Annotated in this window: 8 protein-coding genes and 1 pseudogene; 5 read left to right on the top strand and 4 right to left on the bottom strand. The window is 73.1% G+C overall.

Annotation, left to right across the window (positions count from 1 at the left end; all coding sequences use genetic code 11):
- Nucleotides 1–5 precede the first annotated feature (5 nt).
- Together OTB16_RS10760 and OTB16_RS10755 are read right to left on the bottom strand one after the other, a co-directional pair.
- Nucleotides 6–1,049 (bottom strand): iron-siderophore ABC transporter substrate-binding protein, encoded by a 1,044-nt coding sequence (locus OTB16_RS10760; protein WP_267719807.1) that lies wholly within the window; start codon nucleotides 1,047–1,049, stop codon nucleotides 6–8.
- 101 nt (nucleotides 1,050–1,150) lie between these two features.
- Nucleotides 1,151–2,503, bottom strand: coding sequence for a lysine N(6)-hydroxylase/L-ornithine N(5)-oxygenase family protein (locus tag OTB16_RS10755; protein ID WP_267719806.1), 1,353 nt, complete (start codon nucleotides 2,501–2,503; stop codon nucleotides 1,151–1,153).
- 248 nt (nucleotides 2,504–2,751) lie between these two features.
- Here OTB16_RS10755 and OTB16_RS10750 point away from each other — a divergent pair, with 248 nt between their 5' ends.
- Nucleotides 2,752–3,699, top strand: coding sequence for a methionyl-tRNA formyltransferase (locus tag OTB16_RS10750; RefSeq protein ID WP_267719805.1), 948 nt, complete (start codon nucleotides 2,752–2,754; stop codon nucleotides 3,697–3,699).
- 353 nt (nucleotides 3,700–4,052) lie between these two features.
- Here OTB16_RS10750 and OTB16_RS10745 read toward each other — a convergent pair.
- Nucleotides 4,053–4,646: pseudogene (locus tag OTB16_RS10745) on the bottom strand (histidine phosphatase family protein); the annotation flags it as partial.
- Nucleotides 4,647–5,516: 870 nt separating this feature from the next.
- On the opposite strand from OTB16_RS10745, the gene OTB16_RS10735 reads away from it, so the two are divergent.
- The 4 genes from OTB16_RS10735 to OTB16_RS10720 all read left to right on the top strand — a co-directional run bounded on the left by OTB16_RS10735 (nucleotide 5,517) and on the right by OTB16_RS10720 (nucleotide 21,072).
- The gene (locus OTB16_RS10735) at nucleotides 5,517–8,675 is read left to right on the top strand and encodes a non-ribosomal peptide synthetase (protein ID WP_267719802.1); all 3,159 of its coding nucleotides are present in this window, start codon (nucleotides 5,517–5,519) and stop codon (nucleotides 8,673–8,675) included.
- A 126-nt stretch (nucleotides 8,676–8,801) separates the two neighbouring features.
- A complete protein-coding gene (locus OTB16_RS10730) occupies nucleotides 8,802–14,546 on the top strand; it encodes a non-ribosomal peptide synthetase/MFS transporter (protein ID WP_267719801.1) in 5,745 nt (1,914 codons plus the stop codon).
- Complete coding sequence (locus OTB16_RS10725) at nucleotides 14,543–17,872, top strand: amino acid adenylation domain-containing protein (RefSeq protein WP_267719800.1); 3,330 nt, start codon at nucleotides 14,543–14,545, stop codon at nucleotides 17,870–17,872. Before OTB16_RS10730 ends, OTB16_RS10725 begins: the two co-directional genes overlap by 4 nt.
- A gap of 68 nt (nucleotides 17,873–17,940) precedes the next feature.
- Nucleotides 17,941–21,072: a class I adenylate-forming enzyme family protein gene (locus OTB16_RS10720; protein ID WP_267719799.1), complete on the top strand. Its 3,132-nt coding sequence runs from the start codon at nucleotides 17,941–17,943 to the stop codon at nucleotides 21,070–21,072.
- A 79-nt stretch (nucleotides 21,073–21,151) separates the two neighbouring features.
- Here OTB16_RS10720 and OTB16_RS10715 read toward each other — a convergent pair whose 3' ends face one another.
- Nucleotides 21,152–21,367 (bottom strand): DUF6243 family protein, encoded by a 216-nt coding sequence (locus OTB16_RS10715; RefSeq protein WP_267719798.1) that lies wholly within the window; start codon nucleotides 21,365–21,367, stop codon nucleotides 21,152–21,154.
- Between the last annotated feature and the right edge of the window lie 317 nt (nucleotides 21,368–21,684).

The following is a 21,684-nucleotide window of genomic DNA, read 5'->3' as shown; positions in this document are numbered from 1 at the left end:
GGTCGTTACTTGATGGCTTCGAGCTTGGGGACGACCTGGTCGATGGCGTACGGGATGCTCAGCACGGTGTTGAAGGAGAGCGCCGCGCCGATGTCCGGGCTGTCGTAGGGCAGGAACAGGTCCCGCTTCTCCTGGTTGACCTTGGTCTTCGCGTACAGCGGGTCGGCCTTCATGGCCGCCTCGGTGTCCGGGGTGCCCAGCCAGACCGTGCGGTCGGCCTCCATCACGTCGAACCGCTCGGAGCTCAGGTCGGCGATGTTGTCCTTGCCCAGCGCCGTGCGGTACGCCTCGGAGGTCGTGAAGCCCATCTCGCTCAGGAAGATGACCTTCGGGTCCTTCGGCGAGAACGCCGAGAACTTGCCGGGCTCGACGGGCTCGCCCACCGCGACCGTCTTGTCCTTCCACTCCGGGTGCTTGTCACGAACCGTCTTGAACCGCGCGTCGATCCCGGCGATCAGCTTCTGCGTCTCGGCTTCCTTGCCCAGCGACTTGCCGATCTGCTGCGTCATCACCTGCCACGTCGCCTGGTAGTCCTCGGCGCCCTTCGGCTGCGCGACGACCTTCGCGATCTTCGACAGGGTGTCGTACTGCTCCTTCTTCATGCCCGAGTACTGGGCGATGATCAGGTCCGGCTTCAGCGCCGCGATCTTCTCCATGTTGTACTCGTCGCGCTCACCGACGACCTGCGGCGGCGTGGAGCCCCACAGGTCCTTCGACCACTGCCACTTGCCGTACGGGGTCTCCTTGAACCAGTCGACCGCGCCGACCGGCTTCACGCCCAGGGCCAGCACCGCGTCCTGGTCCGACAGGCCCAGCGTCACGACCTTCTTCGGCTCCGCGTCGATCGTCGTCGACCCGTACTTGTGCTCAACGGTGACCGGGAACGCGGCCGAGGACGTGCCGCCGGACGCCTCCCCGGACGGCTTGGACTCGGTCTTCTCCTCGCCACCGCCACACGCACTCAGAACGAGGGCGGCGGCGGCCGCGACGGCCACACGGGGAAGGTTTCTGACGATCCTCGTCAGCGCGGGGCGGGAACCTACGGACACGGGTGTTCCTTTCACGGGGGTTGCACAGTGCATGCCTCACGCCCGGCAGGACGGCGCTGCCAGGCAGGAGGAGAGGGTGGGGCGGGCGGGGACGACGGCCCCTAGCCGGAGGTGCCGATCCCGTCGGCGACCAGCTGGGCTTCGCCGACAGCCGGCTTGGGGGTCCTGTCGATGACCGACTCGAGGATCTCGCCGACCCTGATCGCGGTGTTCGACAGCAGGGACGAGGTGATGCCGTGCGTGTGCTCGGTACCGCCCTGGAGGTAGATGCCGCAGCGCAGTTCCGGGTCGGTCGTGATGCGGTAGTCGCGCTCGACGCGGACCCGGCCCTCCGCGTCGCGGTGGCAGAACCCTTCGACCTCGCCGAGGAGGCCGAGGGAGTCGGCGGGCCGGTATCCCGTGGCGTAGACCACGACGTCGGCGTCGAGGGGGGTCTCCTCGCCGGAGACCAGGGACTCGACGGTCACCTTGACGCCGTCGGGCGTCTCGACGACGTTCGAGAGCCGGGAGACGTTGAGGAAGCGCAGCCGCTCCTCGCCCAGGACCTTCTCCTGGTACGACTGGCGGTACAGGTCGTCGATCAGGTCGATGTCCACCACGGAGTAGTTGGTGTTGCCGTGGTAGTCCATCAGCCTGTTCTTGACCTCGCCGGGAGCCGTGTAGTACTCGTCCACGGCCGCGGGGTCGAAGATCCGGTTGGCGAACTTGCTGTCGTCCGCCGGGCTGTAGCCGTAGCGGGCGAACACGGCGCAGACCTCGGCCTCGGGGAAGCGGCGGTGCAGGAAGGCCACGTTCTCCGCGGCGCTCTGGCCCGCGCCGACCACGACGAACCGGGACGGGTCGGTACCGTCCAGGCCGTCGACGCGCCGCAGCAGATCGGAGTTGTGCCACACGCGCTCGGTGCGCTCGACGCCCTCGGGCATGTAGGGCCGCAGGCCGGTGCCGATGACCAGGTTGCGGGCCCGGTGGGTGACGAGCTCCGGGCCGGAACGGGCGGTCACGTCCACGTACTCGATGACGCCCTCGCGCACGACGGGCCGCACGGCGACCACTTCGTGACCGTAGGACACCATGTCGTCGACCTTGGCCGCGGCCCACTCGAAGTAGTCGTGGAACTCCAGCCGCAGCGGGAACAGGTTCTTGTGGTTGACGAAGTCGATCAGCCGGCCCTTGCTCTGCAGGTAGCAGAGGAAGCTGTACTCGCTCGACGGATTCCGCAGCGTCACCAGGTCCTTGAGGAACGAGACCTGCATCGTGGCGTCCTCGAACAGCATGCCCCGGTGCCAGCCGAACCGCGGCTGCTGCTCGAAGAAGTGGGCCGTCACCGCCTCCTGCCTGCCAACGCGTGCGTTGTGCTCGGTGAGCGCTATCGCCATGGCCACATTGGACGGCCCGAAGCCGATTCCAATGAGGTCGTGGATCACCGGTGCGTCACCAGGAAGAGCCTGTGACATGTCACTCCGATCATGCGAGACAGCCGCCTGTGAGGCGTCGAGGAGAATCAAAGGGCAGGGCACACCGACGAGCGACGGCCGAGCCAACTTAGGTAAAGCTAACCTGATCACGGCACCCTGTCGACCAGGCAAAACGGACAGATCGTTCATTAGACCTGCAAACAGCGCCGAGAATCAGGCACGTTGCATCCTTAGGTAAGGCTTGCTTTACTTTCTGGTGATCTCACGCTCTCCAGAGGAGGAACCCCATGCGGGTCGTCATGTTCGGTTATCAGACCTGGGGCCACCGCACCCTGCAAGCGCTCCTGGACTCCGAGCACGACGTGGTGATGGTCCTCACCCACCCCAAGAGCGAGCACGCCTACGAGAAGATCTGGAGTGACTCGGTCGCGGACCTGGCCGAAGAGCACGGCGTCCCCGTGGTGATCCGCAACCGCCCCGATGACGAGGAGCTGTTCACGCGCCTCAAGGAGTCCGATCCGGACATCATCGTGGCGAACAACTGGCGTACGTACATACCGTCACGCATCTTCGACCTCCCGCGTCACGGCACCCTCAACGTCCACGACTCGCTGCTGCCGAAGTACGCCGGCTTCTCCCCCCTGATCTGGGCACTCATCAACGGCGAGTCCGAAGTCGGCGTGACCGCACACATGATGGACGACGAGCTCGACGCCGGGGACATCGTCCTCCAGCAGTCGGTCGCGGTCGGCCCCACCGACACGGCCACCGACCTCTTCCACAAGACGGTCGACCTGATCGGACCCGTCACCGTCGGCGCGCTGGCCCGCATCGCCGCCGGGGAGAGCGACTTCACCAAGCAGGACCGCTCGCAGGCAAGCTTCTTCCACAAGCGTGCCGAGGAGGACATCCGGATCGACTGGAACTGGCCGGCGGACGTCCTGGAGCGCCTCGTGCGCGCCCAATCCGCCCCGTACCCGAGCGCGTTCACGTTCCACAAGGGCAAGCGTCTGGAGATCGTGTCCGCGGTCGTCTCCCAGGGCCGCTACGGCGGTACGCCGGGCCGCATCTTCTACCGCGAGGGCGAGGGCGTCGCGATCGTCGCCGGAGCCGACGCCCGCACCGGACGCAACCACGGCCTCGCCGTCACGCGCGTACGCACCGAGGAGGGCCAGGAGATGCCCGCCCTCGAGTACTTCACCACCATGGGCGGCTACCTCACGACCCGCCCCTGACCCACGGCGCACCCGGCCGGGACCGCTACCGGCCGGGTACGGCGGCGCCGGCCGGGCGCGCGGCTGCCGACCCGACGACACGGCCCGGCCGGCGCTCCGTGCCGCGGGGCGGCGGTCAACCGCACACGGCCGCGTACAGTCCGGCCTGGTGGTCGAGGCGGGTGGGGTCGCGACCCGTAGTGCTCCCGGGCGGCGGCCACGAAGGCCCGTACGCCGTCGGCGTCGGTGACGTCCAGCGTCTCCGCCCGACCGGGTCTGGGCACGCGGCGGCCCGCCAACCAGGACGCGCCGCACCCGGGCAGCACGCACCTCCGCGCCCCGGCCGCCCGGACGCGGGCCGCCCCCGCGCGCCGTCAGCCTTCGAGGTGGCGGGTGTCTCCGAGGCGGACGAGCTGGCGGTTGTGGAAGAAGTCGTCCTCGCGGAGGTGCGTGATGCTGCCCGAGGCGACCCGGAAGTTGACGTGGCCGAGGGAGTCGATCGGCATGCCGATCCAGGCGGCCACCACGAAGGTCAGCGCGAAGCCGTGCGTCACGATGGCCTGGTGCTCGTAGGGGCGCCGCAGGATCCCGTCCATGGCCTCGTAGATCCGTCCGGCGAACTCGGCCCGCGTCTCCGCTCCCTCGATGCCCTCGTCGTGACCCATCCGGTCGCCGGTCGCGGGCGGGGGGACGAACCGCTTGTCCAGCCACTCCTGGGGCCTGCCCTCGGCCTCTCCGTAGGACTTCTCCCGCAGCCGGGGGTCCAGGGCCGCTTCCACACCGAGCAGCCCGCCGATCTCCTGCGCGGTGCGCCGGGTCCGACGGAGGTCCGAGGAGATCAACTCGACTTCGGCGCCCTCGGGGATCTCGGTCCGCAGGGCGCGGGCGATCGCGGCCGCCTCCCGCAGTCCTTCGGGGGTCAGCGTCGAATCGTGCCATCCGCCGACCAGGCCCTCGACGTGGTGGCTCGCCTCCGGGTGGGTGACGCGTGGATGCTGCGCACCGGCGCACCTCTCTCTTGAAGGGGTCCTGCCCTGCTCCGGGACGGTACCGCGTGGGCGCGGCCCGGGTGACGGGTCTTACGGGAGGGACAGTTCCAGGATCATCAGGCCCCACACCAGCCGGGCCTGGTCGCGGCGGACGGCGTGCGCGTGATCAGGCCCAGTGATCAGGCCCAGTCAGCAGGCTCAGGAGACGCATCCGCTGCGGATGACGTAGGGGGACCGGATTCCTGCCCGTGTTCGTCCACGCCTGGCGAGGGTGCGAAGGTCCTGCGTCTACGTCGTCCGGGACCCGCACCGCTCCCCCTGCCGGGTCGCTCTCGCCGGCGACCCGCCGCCCGTCCTCGTCCGGTCGGGACAACCCCCGGCACCACTCGTTCGCCCCGCCGGGGTGTGCGGCTGATCGACCCGTAGCAGTACGGATGTTGACGGAGCATCAGGATTGATGACGCCGGAGACGTTTGGGCGGACGTCCGCACAGCTCGGCGTGTACATGACGGTCGATACCGGGCCGTGGACGGCTCTTGACGGTGTGTGGGTGTTGTGCGAATCTCTCGACAGGTCTGGACCAATTGTCTTCATCGGGCGGGGGCCTGAGCTACCGGACACCTCGGGGAACCCCGGGGTGTCCGGCGGTCCTGACCTCTCACGGCCGCCGGCCGGCCCCGGGGGTGGGCCGGACACCACACGGTGGCCGAAACCGTCACCGAACCCAGTTGCCGCAGCCTGCCGTTGGCGTCCGAAACCCCGACGTGCGGTAGCCCGCACCCAATGCCGCGTCCGCACGTTCACCGTGCCGCTCCTCCCCTCTGCTCCGACGTCCTAAGTGAGCTGTCGATGTCCGAAATCCCACTGCCCGACCGCACACCGGCCTCGCCGGCCCAGCAGGGCGTCTGGCTGACCGATCGGCTGGGACTGGCCCGCGAGGCGTTCCACATGCCGGTGCGGATCTCCTTCGACCGGATCGACACGGCGGCGCTGGTCCGCGCGGTGGCCGCGGTGGCCAGGCGCCATCCGGCCCTTGCCGCACGGCTGGTGGAGCGTGACGGCCAGGTCTGGCAGGAACCTGCGGCGCAGCGGCCCGGACTGGTGCGGCTCGAAGCGCCCGCGGACGAGGCCGACCTGGAGAAGCGGCTGGAGGAGGAGGCCGCCCGTCCGTTCGCCCTGGAGACCGGCCCGCTCAGCCGCTTCACGCTGCTCCAGCGCGCCGACGGCAGCGCCGAGCTGCTGGTCACCGCCCACCACTCGGTGTTCGACGGCAACTCCAAGGACGTCCTGATCCGGGACCTTGCAGCGGCGTACGGCTCGGCGCCCCTGCCCGTGACCACCGCACAGGCCGCACCGGCCGCACAGGGCACACCGACTGCACCGACGGCGGCACCGGACACCGTACGGAGGGCTGCTGAGTGGTACGGGCCGCGTTGGGCCGCCGCCACCGAACCCGTGCTGCCCGGGTCGCCGCGCACCCCGACCGTCGCCGGGGCCGGTGAGGCGGTCGAGTGGCGCCTCGACGGCACCCAGAGACGCGAGGTGGCCGCCGCGGCGGCCGTCACCGGCACCACCGTCTTCGAGTTCCTGCTCGCGGCCCTGCACGGGCTGCTGCGCCGCTACGGCGGCGAAGCGGTGCCGGTGTCCGTCCCGCTCTCCACCCGGAAACCTGAACTCGTGTCAGAAATAGGCCTGTTCGTCAATGAGCTGCCCGTCCACGCGCCCGCTGGCGATGGCTCACAGACCTTCACCGCTTTCGCCGCTGCCGTCCGGGCCGAGGTGCGGGCCGGCTATCCGTACCGCGGCGTGCCCTTCGGCACCGCGGTCGCCGGACTGGGCCCCCGCGTCGGCCTGACCGCGGTCTCGCTCGGCTACCGCCGGCGCGGCCCGGATCCGGACTTCGCCGGCACCGGTGCCCGGGTCGCCTGGGCCGTGCACAACCGTACCGCCCGCAACACGCTCCACCTCCAGATCGTCGAAGCCCCCGACACCCCCGGCACCCCGGGCGGCGGCATCGGCTTCAGCCTCCAGTACGACCCGGCCGTGCTCGCCCCGGACACCGCTCGCCGGATCGCCGGCCACTACAGGACGCTGCTCGCCGGGGCGCTCGCCGCACCCGGCACCCGGCTGCTGGACCTGCCTCTGCTGGACGCCGCCGAACTCCGGGCCGTCACCACCGTGCCGAACGCCACCGACCGGCCCTATGCGGCCGACCGGACCGTGCTCGATCTGTTCCGCGCCCAGGCCGCCGCCACCCCCGAGGCCATCGCGGTCAGCGTTACCGGCCGCCACCTCCGCTACCGCGAACTACTGTCCCGTACGGATCAGTTGGCAGCGGCACTGCGCGCCGGCGGTGTCCGGCCCGGCGACCTGGTCGCCCTCCACCTGGACCGCACCCCCGACCTGCCCGCCGCGCTGTTCGCCGTACTCGCCACCGGCGCGGCGTACCTGCCGCTGGACCCCGGCTACCCGGCCGAGCGCCTCGCCCTCGTCCTGCGCGACTCCGGAGCCGTTCTGGTGCTCGCCGACCGCGAGCCCTCGCCCGCCGTCGCCGCCGCGGCCCCCGCGGTCCTACGGCTCCCGGCGCCGTCGGCGCAGGACCCGGACGAGGCCGCCCCCGACACCGCCGACACGGCCACCGCCCCCCACGCCGCCCCCGGTCCGGACGATGTGGCGTACGTCCTCTACACCTCCGGCTCCACGGGCCGCCCCAAGGGCGTCACGGTCGGCCACCGGGCGTTGGTCAACCTGCTCACCTCTTTCGCCGACCGGCTCGACTCCGGCCCCCGGCACGCCTGGCTCGGCCTGACCTCGCTCTCGTTCGACATCTCCGCGCTGGAGCTCTACCTGCCGCTGATCACCGGCGGCCGCCTGGTCCTGGCCCCGGACGGCCTCGCCGTCGACGGCCCCGGCCTGCTCGCACTGATCGGCGCCGAGGGCGTCACCCACGTCCAGGCCACCCCGTCCGGATGGCGGGTGATGCTCACGGCAGGGACCGGCGCCGACGCGCTCACCCCCGTCACCGGCCTGGCCGGCGGCGAGGCGCTTGCGCTGCCGCTCGCCCGCCAACTGCGCGCGCGCACCGCCCGGCTGTTCAATGTGTACGGGCCCACCGAGACCACCATCTGGTCCACCTGCGCCGAACTCCCCGCCGAACCACAGCAGGTCAGGATCGGCCACCCGATCGCCAACACCCAGGCCTACATCGTCGACGAGCAGCTGAACCCCACCCCGCTCGGCATCCCCGGAGAGCTGCTGATCGGTGGAGACGGAGTCGCTCACGGCTACCTCGGACGGCCTGAACTCACCGCCGAACGCTTCGTGCGGAACCCGTTCGGCCCGCCCGGCGGCCGGCTCTACCGCACCGGGGACCGCGCCGTCTGGACGTCCGACGGCGAACTCGACTTCCTCGGCCGGATCGACGACCAGGTCAAGATCCGCGGCCACCGGATCGAACTCGGCGAGGTCGAGTCCGCCCTGCTGGACCACCCGGCGCTCGCCCAGGCCGCCGTTGCCGTCCGCGCCGAGGACGACGGTGAGCCCTTCCTCGCCGGCTACCTGGTCCCGGCCGCCGGCTCCCGGCCGCCCGCCCCCGCCGACCTGCGCGACCACCTGATGCGCACGCTGCCGGCCGCGATGGCGCCGCAGCGCTGGCTCACCATGGAGCGCCTGCCCCTCACCCCGAACGGCAAGCTGGATCGTCGGGCCCTGCCGGTGCCGCCGCGCGAGGCTCCGGCGCGGCAGGCCTCCGATGCGGCCGATCCCGGCGATCCCGGCGATCCCGGCGACGAGACGACCGCGACGATCCGCCGGATCTGGGCCGAGGTGCTGAACCTGCCCGATGTCGGCCCCGAGGAGGACCTGTTCGACCTCGGCGGTCATTCGCTGACGGTCATCCAGATCGCCGCCCGGATCCGCGACGCGTTCGGCGTTGAACTGGACTTCGACGTCTTCTTCGACGTCCCGACCCCGGCCGGCATCGGCGCCGCCGTCCGCGAGCTCCAGTAGGCCCTGCGCCCGGTACGCCGGGCGCAGGCCACTCGGCCGTGCCCAACCCCGCCGTGCCCGGCCCCGCCGTGCCCCGCCGCGCCCGCACCCTCCGACTCCCCCGCCGAACGCCCGAACAGGAACCCGATGACGGATACCCAGGACCTGCCCACCGACTGGTCCGCAGCCAAACGTGCCCTGCTCAGCCAGCGGCTGCGCGGCGCCGCGGCCCCCGCCCGGGTGGTGGACCCCCGCCCGGCCGACACCGCACCGCCGCTCTCCAGCGGCCAGGAGCGGCTCTGGTTCATGGACCAGCTCGCTCCCGGCTCCACGGCCTACACACTGGCGCCGGCCCGCCGGCTCCGCGGCCCGTTCGACCGCGCCGCGCTGGATGCCGCGCTGACCGACCTGGTGGCCCGGCACGAAAGCCTGCGGATGACCTTCCGCACCACCGAAGCCGGCACGGCCGAGGTCCGGGTCGCCGAGCCCGCGCTGTTCGCCGCCCAGCACCTGGACGCCAGCGCGGACCCGGACCCGGAGGCGCGCGCCACCGCCGAACTCGGCGCGCTGATCGCCGACCCCTTCGACCTCCAGGCCGGCCCGCTCCTGCGCGCCCTGGTGGTCCGGATCGCCGAGGACGATCACGTCCTCGCCCTGGTGATGCACCACATCATCTGCGACGGCTGGTCGATCGACCTCCTCAACCGCGAGCTCGACCTCCGCTACGCGCACCACGCCCACGGCGCCCCGGGTGAGTTGCCGTCTCTCGCCGTTCAGTTCGGCGACTACGCGGCCTGGCAGCGGGACCGCCTGGAGAACGGGCAGCTCGCCGCCTCGCGTGAGCACTGGCGCAACGAACTCGCCGGCGTCCCGGCCCTGGAGCTGCCCTCCGACCGGCCCCGCCCGCCGCTGTTCACCTTCGACGGGGCCGCGACCGAGTTCCACTGGAGCGCCGAACTCTCCCGCCAGGTCGGCGAGGCGGCGCGGGCCTACGGCGCCTCCACGTACATGGTGCTGATGGCCGCGTTCCAGGCCCTGCTGAGCCGGCACACCGGCCAGCGCGACTTCGCCGTCGGCTCCGCGGTCGCCGGCCGTCTCCACCGTGAACTCGAAGGCGTCGTCGGCGCGTTCGTCAACATGCTGCCGATCCGCGCCCGGCTCTCCGGCGACCTCGGCTTCGGCCAGCTGATCAGCCGGGTCCGCGAGACCACGCTCGACGCGTACGCGCACCAGGAGGTGCCGTTCGAGCAGATGGTGGGCGATCTCTCGGTGGAACGCGACGTCAGCCGCGCCGCCGTCTTCCAGACCACCTTCGCCTTCCAGAACTACGGCGACCCGGCCTCCACCCCCACCGCGGGCCTGGACTCCGAGGGCTTCGGCTACGAAGCCACCACCACCCACGCCGACCTCGCCCTCTACATGCGCGAGGAGCCGGACGGTGGCCTCTACGGCCTGTTCACCTACCGCACCGAGCTCTTCGACGCCGGCACCGTCGAGTGCCTCGCCGAGCGGTTCCGGCTGCTGACCGCGGCCGGCGTCGCCGACCCGGCACTGGCGGTCGACCGGCTCCCGCTGCTCACCGCGGCCGAGCGGACGGCCGTACTGGAGACATGGGCCGCCGGTCCCGCGCTGCCGGACGGCGGTCCCGCCACGCTCACCCAGGCGCTGTCACGGGCGGCGGCCCGGACGCCCGAGGCACCGGCGCTGGTCTTCGAGGACCGCACGCTGACCTACGGCGACCTCGACCGGCGCGCCAACGCCATGGCCCGGCGCCTACGGGCGCTGGGCGTGGGCGCGGACGACCGGGTGGCCGTCTGCCTGGAGCAGTCCCCCGAGCTGGCGGTCGCTCTGGTCGCCGTCCTCAAGGCCGGCGGCGGCTACCTGCCGCTCGACCCCGAGCAGCCCCCCGCCCGGCTCGCCCACCTGGTCGCCGACGCCGGAGCCAAGGTCCTGATCACCGACACCGTGCTGCGACCGCGGTTCGGCGACCACCCGGCGGTCGACCTGCTGACCGGCGACGGCGGCGAAGGCGGCGACGCGACGGAGCGGGACGGGGCGCCGCTGGAGGAGGTCTCCGGCGCCGACCACCTTGCGTACGTGATCTACACCTCGGGCTCCACCGGCGCGCCCAAGGGCGTGGCGGTGCAGCACCGCCAGGTCCTCAACTACCTGGCGGGCGCGGGCGAGCGGCTGCGGATCGAGCCCGGGGCGTCCTTCGGGCTGCTGCAGTCGCTGTCGTTCGACTTCAGCATCACCATGCTCTACCTGGCGCTCACGACCGGCGGCCGGGTACACCTGTTGCCGCGCCGGATCGCGGGCGTGGAACTGGCCGCGGAGATCGAGCGGGCCGGCATCGACTACCTGAAGATGACGCCCTCCCACCTGGCCGCGCTGACCGCCGACGCACCGCTTGAGCGGCTGCTGCCGCGCCGTGCGCTGGTCCTCGGCGGCGAGGCCAGCGGCTGGTCCTGGGCGGCGGGCATCGCCGCACTGGGCCGGTGCGCGGTGTTCAACCACTACGGGCCGACCGAGGCGACGGTGGGGATCACCGTCCACGAGGTCACCGCCGGCGGCCTGGACGCGCCGGGCAGCACCCCGATCGGCAGGCCGCTGGCCGGCGGGCGCTGCTACGTGCTGGACGAGGCCCGCAACCCCGTTCCGCCAGGTGTCACCGGCGAGTTGTACGTGGGCGGGGACCGGCTGGCCCGGGGCTACCTCGGGCGGCCGGACCTGACCACCGAGCGGTTCCTGCCCGACCCGTACACAGACCCGTACCCCGACCCGGCGGCCGACCCGTACGCCGGCCCGGCGGCCGGCCCGGCGGCCGGCCCGGCGGCCGGCCCGGCGGCCGGCCCGGCGGCCGGCCCGTCCGAAGACCCGTCCGGCGCGGAGCCGTCCGCGGCCGGCCCGACCGGTACCGGCCGGGGCGCCCCGGGGACCGGCGGCCCGCGGATGTACCGCACCGGCGACCTGGCGCGCTGGCGCACCGACGGGACCCTGGAGTACCTCGGCCGCGGCGACGACCAGATCAAGGTCCGCGGCTACCGGGTCGAGCCGGGTGAGATCGAGGCCGCGCTGACCGCCCTGCCCGGCATCACCCAGGCGGTGGTCCTGGCCCGCGGCGAGGGCGTCAGGCAGAACCTCGTCGCCTACCTGGAACGCCCCGCCGGCGGTGAACCGCCGGCCGCCGCCGAACTGCGCGCCGCCCTGGGCGAGGTGCTGCCGGACTACATGGTCCCGGCCCGCTACGTGGTGCTGGAGCGGCTGCCGCTGCTCGCCCACGGCAAGGTCGACCGCAAGGCGCTGCCCGCGCCCGCGGACGGCCCGGCCGCCGGGGCCCACGTCGACCCCGAGGGCGGGACCGAGCAGGTGATCGCCGCCATGTGGGCGGACCTGCTGGACCTCCCCCGAGTCGGCGCCCTGGACGACTTCTTCGAGCTCGGGGGTCATTCCCTGCTCGCCACCCAGGTGGTCGCCCGGATGCGCCGGGCCTTCCCCGACCTGGCCACCCCGGTCGGCGTGATGGACCTCTTCAAGCACCCGACGGTCCGCCGGCTCGCCGAACTGGTGGCCACCCCCGAGGCCGACCGCGGCCCGCGCCGGCTGCTCCACCTGCTGACCCCCGAGCGCCGCCAGGTGGCCGCGAGTGTGGTCTGCGCCCCCTACGGCGGCGGCAGCGCACTGATCTACAAGCCGCTCGCCGACGCCATGCCGGCGGACTGGGCCCTGCACTCCATCGCCGTCCCCGGCCACGAGCTGGGCGAGGAGGCGATGGACATCGACGAGGTCGCCCGGCTCTGCGCCGAGGAGATCGTCGCCCACGTCGCCGGACCGCTCGTGCTCTACGGGCACTGCGGGGTCGGTGTCCGGCTGACCGTGGAGATCGCCCGCCGGGTCGAGGCGGCCGGCCGGGAGATCGACGCCGTCCACCTCGGAGGCATCTTCCCGTTCGCCCGCCCGAAGGGCCGCGGCGCCGCGCTGGCCGAGCGTTTCGCCGAGCTGTCCGCCCGCCTGCGCAGCGACCAGGGGATGATCAACGCCCTGGCCGCGGCGGGCCTGGACGTGGACGAGGTCGACGAGGACCAGCTGCGGCTGATCGTGCACAACCGCCGGGTCGGCACCAAGGGCGCCGAGAGCTACTTCGGCGAGCTGTACGAGAGCGAGGGCGGCGCCCTGTCGGCGCCGGTGATCGCCGTCTGCGGCGACCGCGATCCGGCGACCGAGTTCTACGAGGAGCGGTTCCGCGAGTGGCACCGGATCACCGGGACCGCCGCTGTGGTGGTCCTGGACGAAGCCGGGCACTTCTACCTCAAGTACCGCGCCGCGGAGTTGGCCGACATCCTGACCGGGGTGCACCGCTCGATCGCCGCCGGCGAGGAGGCGCGCCACGAACGCACCGCCGACGCCACCTGGTGGCTGGCCGGCCTGTCCCGCGACGCCGCCGGGGCGGAGCCGGACCCCGGGCCCGGGCCGGAACCCGGGCAGCCGGAGGAGCCGGAGCGGGCCGGGACGCCGGAGAGGTCGCGGAAGGCCCGCGCGCGCGGCCCCGTCCGCCCGACGATGGGCCGCTTCCTGGCCATCGCCACCGGCCAGCAGCTCTCGATGATCGGTTCGGCGCTCACCGAGTTCGCCCTGCCGATCTGGGTCTACCTGCAGACCGGCTCGCTGTTCCAACTCGGCCTGCTCGCCGCCTTCGGCCTGGTGCCCGGCATCGTGGTCGCCCCGCTGGCGGGCGCCATCGTCGACCGCGGCGACCGCCGCCGGGTGATGCTGTGGGGCGACGTGGCGGCCGGCCTGACCCAGGCGGCGCTGCTGGTGCTCTACCTCAGCGGCTCGCTGGAGACCTGGCACTGCTACGTGATGATCTCCCTGCTCTCCGCCGCGCTCGCCTTCCAGCGCGTCGCCTGGGGTTCGGCGGTGCCGCAGCTGGTGCCCAAGCGCTTCCTCGGCCGCGCCAACGGTGTGGTCCAGATGGCTTTCGGCCTCGCCCAGTTCCTCGTTCCGCTGATCGCGGTAGGCATCCTGCACGTGATCGGTCTCGGCGGCATCCTCGTCTTCGATGTCGTCAGCTATCTGATCGCCACCGGTGTCACCCTGGCGGTGCGCTTCCCCGACGCGATGGCCGCCACCCGCCGCGAGAGCGTCGGCGCCGAGATCCGGGCGGGCTTCCAACGGGCCCTTGGAAACCGCTACTTCAGGGCCATGCTGTTCTGGTTCGCGGTGCTGAACATCTTCCTCTCCCCGCTCTTCCTGCTCGTCACCCCGCTGGTGCTCTCCTTCTCCTCGACCGCCTCCGCCGGATGGGTCTCCACCGCGGCCGGTCTGGGCGCCGTACTCGGCGGCCTCACCCTGCTGGTCTGGGGAGGCCCGCGCCGGATGCGTCTGCGCGGCGTCCTGTTGGCCACCCTCGGCCTCGCCGCCGCGTGCGTCGTCACCGGCCTGAGGCCCTCCGTGACCGTGGTCGCCGTCGGCGCGTTCGGCATGACCTACGGGCTGGCTCTGCTCAACGGCATCTACGCGACGGTCGTCCAGACCAAGGTGCCCATGCGGTTCCACGGCCGGGTGATCGCGGTGAACACCATGGTCGCCTGGTCCACCCTGCCGATCGGCTTCGCCCTGGTCGCCCCGGCCGGCCCCGGGCTGCTCCAGCCCCTGATGGACGAGGGCGGCGCGCTGGCTTCCAGCGTCGGCGCGCTGATCGGCACGGGTGACGGGCGCGGCATCGGCCTGCTCTACCTGGTGTTCGGCCTCGCCATGGCCGCACTGGTCCTGATCAGCCTCTGCATTCCCGTCCTGGCCCGCTTCGACCGGGAAGTCCCGGACGCCGAGTCGGACGACCTGATCGGCCTGGAGACCCTGCAGGCCCGCGCGAAGAGCGAGATGAGCACATGACCTTCCCGAACTCGATCACCCGTCATCCGCTGACCGACGAGCAGCGCCGCCTCTGGTTCCTCCAGCAACTGCACCCGGAGGACTCCGGGTTCAACATGTACCTGAACCGGCGCTGGAGCGGCCCGATCGACCCGGGGGCCCTGAGCTCGGCGCTCACCCGGCTCACGGCGCGGCACGGGGTGCTGCGCACCCGGTTCGCCCTGGACGGCGAGCGGCCCGTCCAGCTCGTGGAGCCCGTACGGGACGTCGAACTCACCCTGATCCCGATACCGGACGCCGTGGAGGAGTCCTTCACCGCGGCCTGCGCCCCCTTCGTGAACGCCCCCTTCGACCTGGGCGCGCGCCCGCCGCTGCGGGCCGTCCTGGTCAGCGCCGGCGAGCACGAGCACGCCCTGAGCGTGGTGGTCCACCACATCGTCTCCGACGGCTGGTCGTTCACCGTGCTGTGGCGTGAACTGCTCGCGCTGTACCGCGAGGAGATCGGCGAAGGCGCGGCCGAACTGCCGCAACTCAAGCTGCAGTTCGGTAACTACGCGCTCGCCGAGCGGGCCAGGCTGGACGGCGGTGCGGCGGAGGAGGCGGTCCGGCACTGGAGCGGGCGACTGGCGGGCGTCAGCGCCCTGCGGATGCCGCTGGACCACCCGAGGCCCGCCGATCCCGCCCACCCGGCCGGCTTCGCCGACCTCGCCCTGGGCCCCGACCTCGTCGCCGGACTCGACGCCCTGGCCCGCGAGCAGCGCTGCACCCCGTTCATGGTGCTGCTCGCCGCCTACCAGAGCGTGCTTGCCCGCTGGAGCGGCAGCTACGACTTCGCCGTCGGCACCCCGCTGGCCGGCCGCAACGAGACCACTCACGAGGCCCTGCTCGGCTACTTCTCCCGCACCGGGGTGATCCGTGCGGACCTCACCGGCGAGCCCGGCTTCCGCACCGTGCTGCGCCGGGTGCGCTCCGCCACGATGGCCGCGCTGAGCCATCAGGACGTCCCGGTCGAGCGGGTGGCCGCCGAACTGGGGCTGCCCGTGCTGCCCGGCGTGGGTCCGCTCTACCAGGCGGTGTTCGTCCACCAGAGCCAGTACGATCTGGCCGGCGCCGACGAGCGGACCGCGCTGCCCGCGGGCGTCCGGACGGCGAGCATGGACTCCGGTTTCGACCGGGCCAAGACCGATCTGCTGCTGGACAGTTGGCGTACCCCGGACGGCGGGATGACACTCTCGTTCTGCTTCGACCGGGAGCTCTTCGAGCGTGCGACGGTCGAGGCCCTGGCGCGCCGGATCCGCGACCTGCTCGCCCGGGCCGTCGTGGACGTGGAGGTCCCGCTGCACGGTGACTGGCTGCTGGCCGACGGGGAGCGCGCCGCGCTGCTCGCGCTCGGCGCCGGACCAGCCGTCGCTGAGGGCGACGCCCGCCCGGTCCTGCGCGGCTTCGCCGACCAGGTCGCCGCCCGCCCCGACGCACCCGCTGTCGAATGCGCGGGCAGCATCCGTACGTACGCCGAACTCGACCGCGCGTCCGATGACTTGGCCGTTCGACTGGGCCCGGTGGCCGGCCGCGCGGTGGGCGTCCGGATCGAGCCGTCCTTCGAACTGGTCATCGCTCTGCTGGCGATCTGGAAGGCCGGCGCCGGCTACCTGCCGCTCGACCCCGCGCACCCGGCCGAGCGCCAGCGGCTGATGCTCGGCGAGGCGGACGCCGCCCTGCTGCTCACCGGAGGCGAGCGTCCGGACCTGGGGGTGCCGGTACTGGCCGTCGGCGATCCGGACACCGGCGCCGGACAGGCCGGGGCCCAACCAGCCAGGGCCGCACAGGCCGGGGCCGGACATGCCGGGGCCGGACATGCCGGGGCCGCGGGCATCGCGTCCGGGAGCGCGGGGCCCGCTGGGGCCGCGCTGCCCGGAACCGACCCGCGCGGCCTCGCGTACGTCCTCTACACCTCGGGCTCCACCGGCGCCCCCAAGGGCGTCGCCGTCGAGCACGCCGCCCTGGCCGAGCGCGTCCGGTGGATGGCCGGACCGGAGGGCTACGGGCTCCGGCCGGGCGACCGGATCGTCCAGTTCGCCTCCATCGGCTTCGACACCCACGCCGAGGAGATCTGGCCCGCCCTCACCGCGGGTGCCTGTGTCGTCCTGCTGCCCGGCGGCGGCCGGATGCTTCCCGACCTGCTGCGCAGCGAGGCCGGGCGGTCCGTCACCGTACTCGACCTGCCCACCGCGTACTGGCAGGAACTGGTGTCGCTCGCAGACCGGACCCCGTGGCCGCCGGCGCTGCGCCTGGTGGTCCTCGGCGGTTCCGAGGCGCGCGCCGTCACCCTCGCCCAGTGGCGGGAGCGGCACGGCGACACCGTCCGGCTGGTCAACACCTACGGCCCGACCGAGGCCACCGTCATCGTCACCGCGGGCGAGCTCACCGGCGGTCCCGGTGGCCGCCCCGGCAGCGGGCAGGCCGCCGAGGAGCGTCCTCCGCTCGGCCGTCCGCTGCCGGGGGTGCGGCTCTACCTCCTGGACGAGCACGGCAGCCTGCTGCCCGCCGGCTCCGAGGGCGAGCTGTACATCGGCGGCAGCGGCCTCGCGCGCGGCTACCTGGCCCGGCCCGAGCTGACCGCGGAGGCCTTCCTCCCGGATCCGTTCGCCGACGCCCCGGACGGCCGGATGTACCGCACCGGCGACCGCGCCCGGTGGCGCACCGACGGACAGCTGGAGTTCCTCGGCCGCTCCGACGACCAGGTGAAGATCCGCGGATACCGGATCGAGCCCGCCGAGATCGAGGCCGCCCTCACCGCCCACCCGGCTGTCGGCCGCGTGGCCGTGCTGGTGCGCGACGGCCGCCGGCTGATCGCCTACGCGGTCCTGCGACCCGCCGCCGGGCAGCAGTCCGCGGCCGCGCCGTCGGCGGGCGAACTGCGCGAGTACCTGGCGCTGCGGTTGCCGGCCTTCATGGTGCCGGACGCCGTGGTGTTGCTCGACACCCTCCCGCTGACCGCCAACGGCAAGCTCGACGCCGCGGCTCTGCCCGACCCGGAACCGGCGGGCGCGGCAGCGGGGTACCTGGCGCCCCGTACCGATGCCGAGGCCCTGGTGGTCGACCTGTGGCAGGAGGTGCTCGGCGTACCGAAGGTCGGCGTACTGGACGACTTCCTCGCCCTCGGCGGGGACTCGCTCCTGGTCACCAGGGTCGCCGCCCGCATCAGGGCCGGCGTCGGCCTCGACGTGTCGATCCGCGACGTCTTCGAGAGCCCCACCCCGGCAGCCCTGGCAGCCCGGATCGAGGCCGTGCTGATCGCGGAGATCGACGCCCTCAGCGAGGAGGAGGCAGCCGGCCGGCTGGACTGACTCCGCGTCGGGTCCCGGGACGGTCCCGTCGCAGCCGGGCCCCGACGTTTCTATAGATCGTCAGAAGCATGACAGCGCACCACTGTTGCACCGCCCGTCGACCTCCCCGAACCTCAACGGAGTACGCCATCGCCACCATCGTGCCGCCCGCAGCGACGACCGTCCCGGATCTCCTCGACGCGCGGGCAACCGAAGAACCGGACCGTGTGGCGCTGCAGGTCGTCGGCGGCGGGGAGCTCACCTACCGGCGTTGGCGCGAGGAGGCGCTGCGCGCTGCCGTCGGGCTGGCCGCCGCCGGGGTCGGACCGCGCGACCGGGTGGTGCTGCGGTTCTCCAACGCGCGCTGGGAGCGGTACGCCGTCGCCTTCCTCGCCGTCCAGTACGCGGGCGGGGTACCCGTCCCCGTACGCGAGGACCTGTCCGAGACCGATGCCGCCGCCCTGGCCGCGCTGGCCGAAGCCGGCACGGTCCTGCGGGAGGGCGAACTGCTGCCGGTCCCGGGGCTGGTGGACCTGCGTCTGGAGGCCCTGCTGGGGGCGCACCCCGAGCCGCCGGCCGGCCCCCCGCACCGGGTCGGCCCGGCCGACCCGGCCCAGGTGATCGGGACCTCCGGAACCACCGGCGCGCCCAAGGGCGTGCTCGCCGTGCACGGAAACCTGACAGCCGGCCTGGCCACCCACCCCCGCCGCCGCGCCTACGCGCACTCGCGGCACGCCCTGCACGCCTTTCCGATCGGGACCAACGCGAGCCAGGTGATGCTGCTGGGCGCACTGACCGCCGCGCCCACCACGCTCAGCCTGCCGCGCTTCGACGCGGACCAGTTCGGCATCGCGGTCGAGAAGTTCGGGATCGGCACCGCCTTCCTGGTGCCCTCGATGGCCATCGAACTGGTCAACGCGGGCACCGCCGGGCGGTACGACCTGAGCAGTCTGCGCCTGGTCAACTCCTCCGCCGCCGCCCTGCCCGTGCCGGTGGCGGCCGCGCTGGCCGCCGCGCTGCCGGGCGCGACGCTGGTCAACACCTACACCTCCGCCGAGGCCTCGCCCGCGCAGATCTCCACCGTGGTCGACACCCGGCGCCCCGGTTCGCTGGGCCGCCCGGCGGACCCCCGTGACGTCCGGATCCTCGACGCGGACGGGCTGCCGCTGCCCGCCGGGCAGCCCGGCGAGGTCTGGTTGCGCCAGCCCGGACCGCCGCGCGCCTACCTGGGCGCCGCCGGGCAGAGCGCCCAGGTGTTCCGGGAGGGCTGGGTGCGGATGGGCGATGTCGGACGCCTCGACGCGGACGGTTACCTGTACTTGGTCGACCGGGAGAGCGACGTCATCAAGAGCGGTGCGCTGAAGGTCTCCACGCTGCGGATCGAGGAGGTGCTGCACGAGCACCCCGCGGTCGCGGACGCCGCCGCGCTCGGCCTGCCGCACCCCGTGATGGGCGCCGTCCCGGTGGCGGTCGTGGTGGCCGGGCCCGGGGGTCTGGATCTGGACGAGCTCCGGCTGTTCCTGAGCGCCCGGCTGAGCCGGCCCGAACTGCCGGTCCGGATCCTGCTCGCCGGCGAACTGCCGAGGAACCCGAGCGGCAAGGTGGTCAAGCACCGGCTGCGCCCGCTGTTCGACGCGCCCGCGGAGTCCACCGGTCCGGCGGTCGCCCCTGCCACCCCGACGGAACTGCGGCTGGCCGGGCTCTGGAGGCGGCTACTCGGCCGCCCGGTCACCGATGTGGCCGCCGAGTTCTTCGCGCTCGGCGGCGACTCCTTCCGGGCGGTGCAGCTCGCCACCGGCATCAGCTCCGAGTTCGGGGTCCGGGCGCGAACCGCCGTGGTCTTCGAGCGGCCCTCGCTGCGGTCCCAGGCGGCCTGGGTGGACCACCCCGACCGGCGGAAGACCGCTGCTGCCGGTGCGTCTGCCGGGACGGAGACCGTGACGCCCTACCTGGCCGCACTCCGTGCGCAGCCGCACGCCGTCGCACTCACCTCACAGCAGGAGAACTTCTTCCGCTGGATGGCCGAGGCCCCCGGGCGGGACGCCGGCGCGGTGACGGCGCTGTTCCGGGTGGCCGACCGGCTGGAGCCGGAGACCCTGGGCCGGGCGCTCACCGAGGCGGTCCGGCGTCATCCGGCGCTGCGGACCCGGTTCGAGGCGGCGGGCGGGGGGGTCGTGCGGGCGGTACTGGACGAGGAGCCCCGGGTGCGGATCACGCTGACCCGGGCCCCGGGGGCCACGGACGCGGAGGTGGACGCCCTGCTGCTGGCCGAACGCGACCGTCTCACCGACCTGGCCCGTGACCCGATGGCACGTCTCCTGGTGGTCAGCCGCTCGGAGACCGACCACGTGGTGCTGGTCGCGATGCACCACATGGTCTCCGACGGCTGGTCGGTCGGTGTGCTGCTGGCCGACCTCGGGGTGTTCTACTCCGCGCTGCGGCGGGGCCGGTCGGCCCCGCCGGCCCGATCCGGCCCGGGCTACCCGGAGTTGGTGGACTGGGCGAACGCGCACTGGCCGGCCTCCCGGGCCCACTTCGGGACCGCGCTGGCCGGGGCGCCGGAGGCCGTCGAGCAGTTCGCCGGCCGCCGGACGGTGGACGAAGTGCTCACCACGGCGCACGAGTTCGAGGTGTCGGCGCCGTTGGCCGAAGCCCTGCGGGCCCGGGCGGCCGAGCTGGGCGCCACACCCTTCCTGGCCGTCACGGCGGCCTGGACCGGACTACTGGCGAACCGCAGCGGCCGCCCCGACCTGGTGGTGATGACCCCGGTGCCCGGCCGCCCGCGCCCGGACTCCGAGCGAACGGTGGGCTGCTTCGTCCAGTCGCTGCTGCTCCGGGTGGACGCGAGCGGGGGACCCGGTTTCGCCGAACTGGTGGACCGACTGCGGGCGGTCTACAGCGAGGCGCTGGACCACCAGCTGTACCCGTTCGCCGAGTTCAGCCCGTCCGTACCGTTCGCGGCCTGGCTCCGCTACGAGGCGTGGGCCGCGCCCGCGCAGCTGCCCGGCCTGGCCTGCGAGCCCTGGGAGCTGCCGCGCGGCAGCACCGTGCCCTGGCCGCTGCCGGGCGGCGACCGTGGCGTGCCCGAGCTGACCGTGGTCGAGCAGCCGGACGGCGGCCTGCGGTGCTGGCTGCAGTACAACGCGCTCGCCTTCGACCTCCCGGTGATCACCGGGCTGGCCGGGGAGTTCACCGACGCGCTGACCGCCGCCTGCGGGTGACCTACGGCAGCGGGGCACGGACCGCGCGTCGCGGTCCGGGCCCCGCCCGTGCGGTGCCGCCTTGCGGCGGCGGTGTGCGTCAGCTCTGCGCGGTGTCGTCGCCCGCCTGCCCGGCGTCCTCGGCTGCGTCTGCCTTCTCGCGCATCTTGCGCACCAGCTCCGCCTTCTGGTCGGCGGCTCCCTGGCGGTCGAAATTGCGGTGCGGACCGTTGTTCTGCCGTTCGGCGCGGGACTGCCTCTTGCGCTGGCCGCCGCCCTGGCCCACGGGGTTGTTGATGTTCTTGCTCACGGTCACGGGTTCTCCCGGTAATGATGTGAAGTGATCTACGGATTCATCGGTGAGGGACGGGCGGCGACGCCGAAGGACGTCAGCAGGGGCCCATCACGCTCTCACTCGTGAATCGGCGCCTGGAAGAACATGACAAAGACGTTACCCGGTTCCTTCGGCCCCGCACACCAACCTGCTCGCCGCCCCGGCGCCGGCCGGACCTACGGCGATCTCCCGGGATCAGCCGTTTCCTGCCGGGAATCTCCGCACCGCCGCCACCCGCCGGTGGTCGCCACCCGCCTCACCGAAGCGGCCTCCGAGCGCGAGGCGGCCTCTGCCCGACC

Origin of the sequence: Streptomyces antarcticus, from assembly GCF_026627255.1 — a bacterium.
Lineage (GTDB): Bacteria > Actinomycetota > Actinomycetes > Streptomycetales > Streptomycetaceae > Streptomyces > Streptomyces antarcticus.
This window is presented reverse-complemented; position numbering and strand designations above follow the sequence as displayed.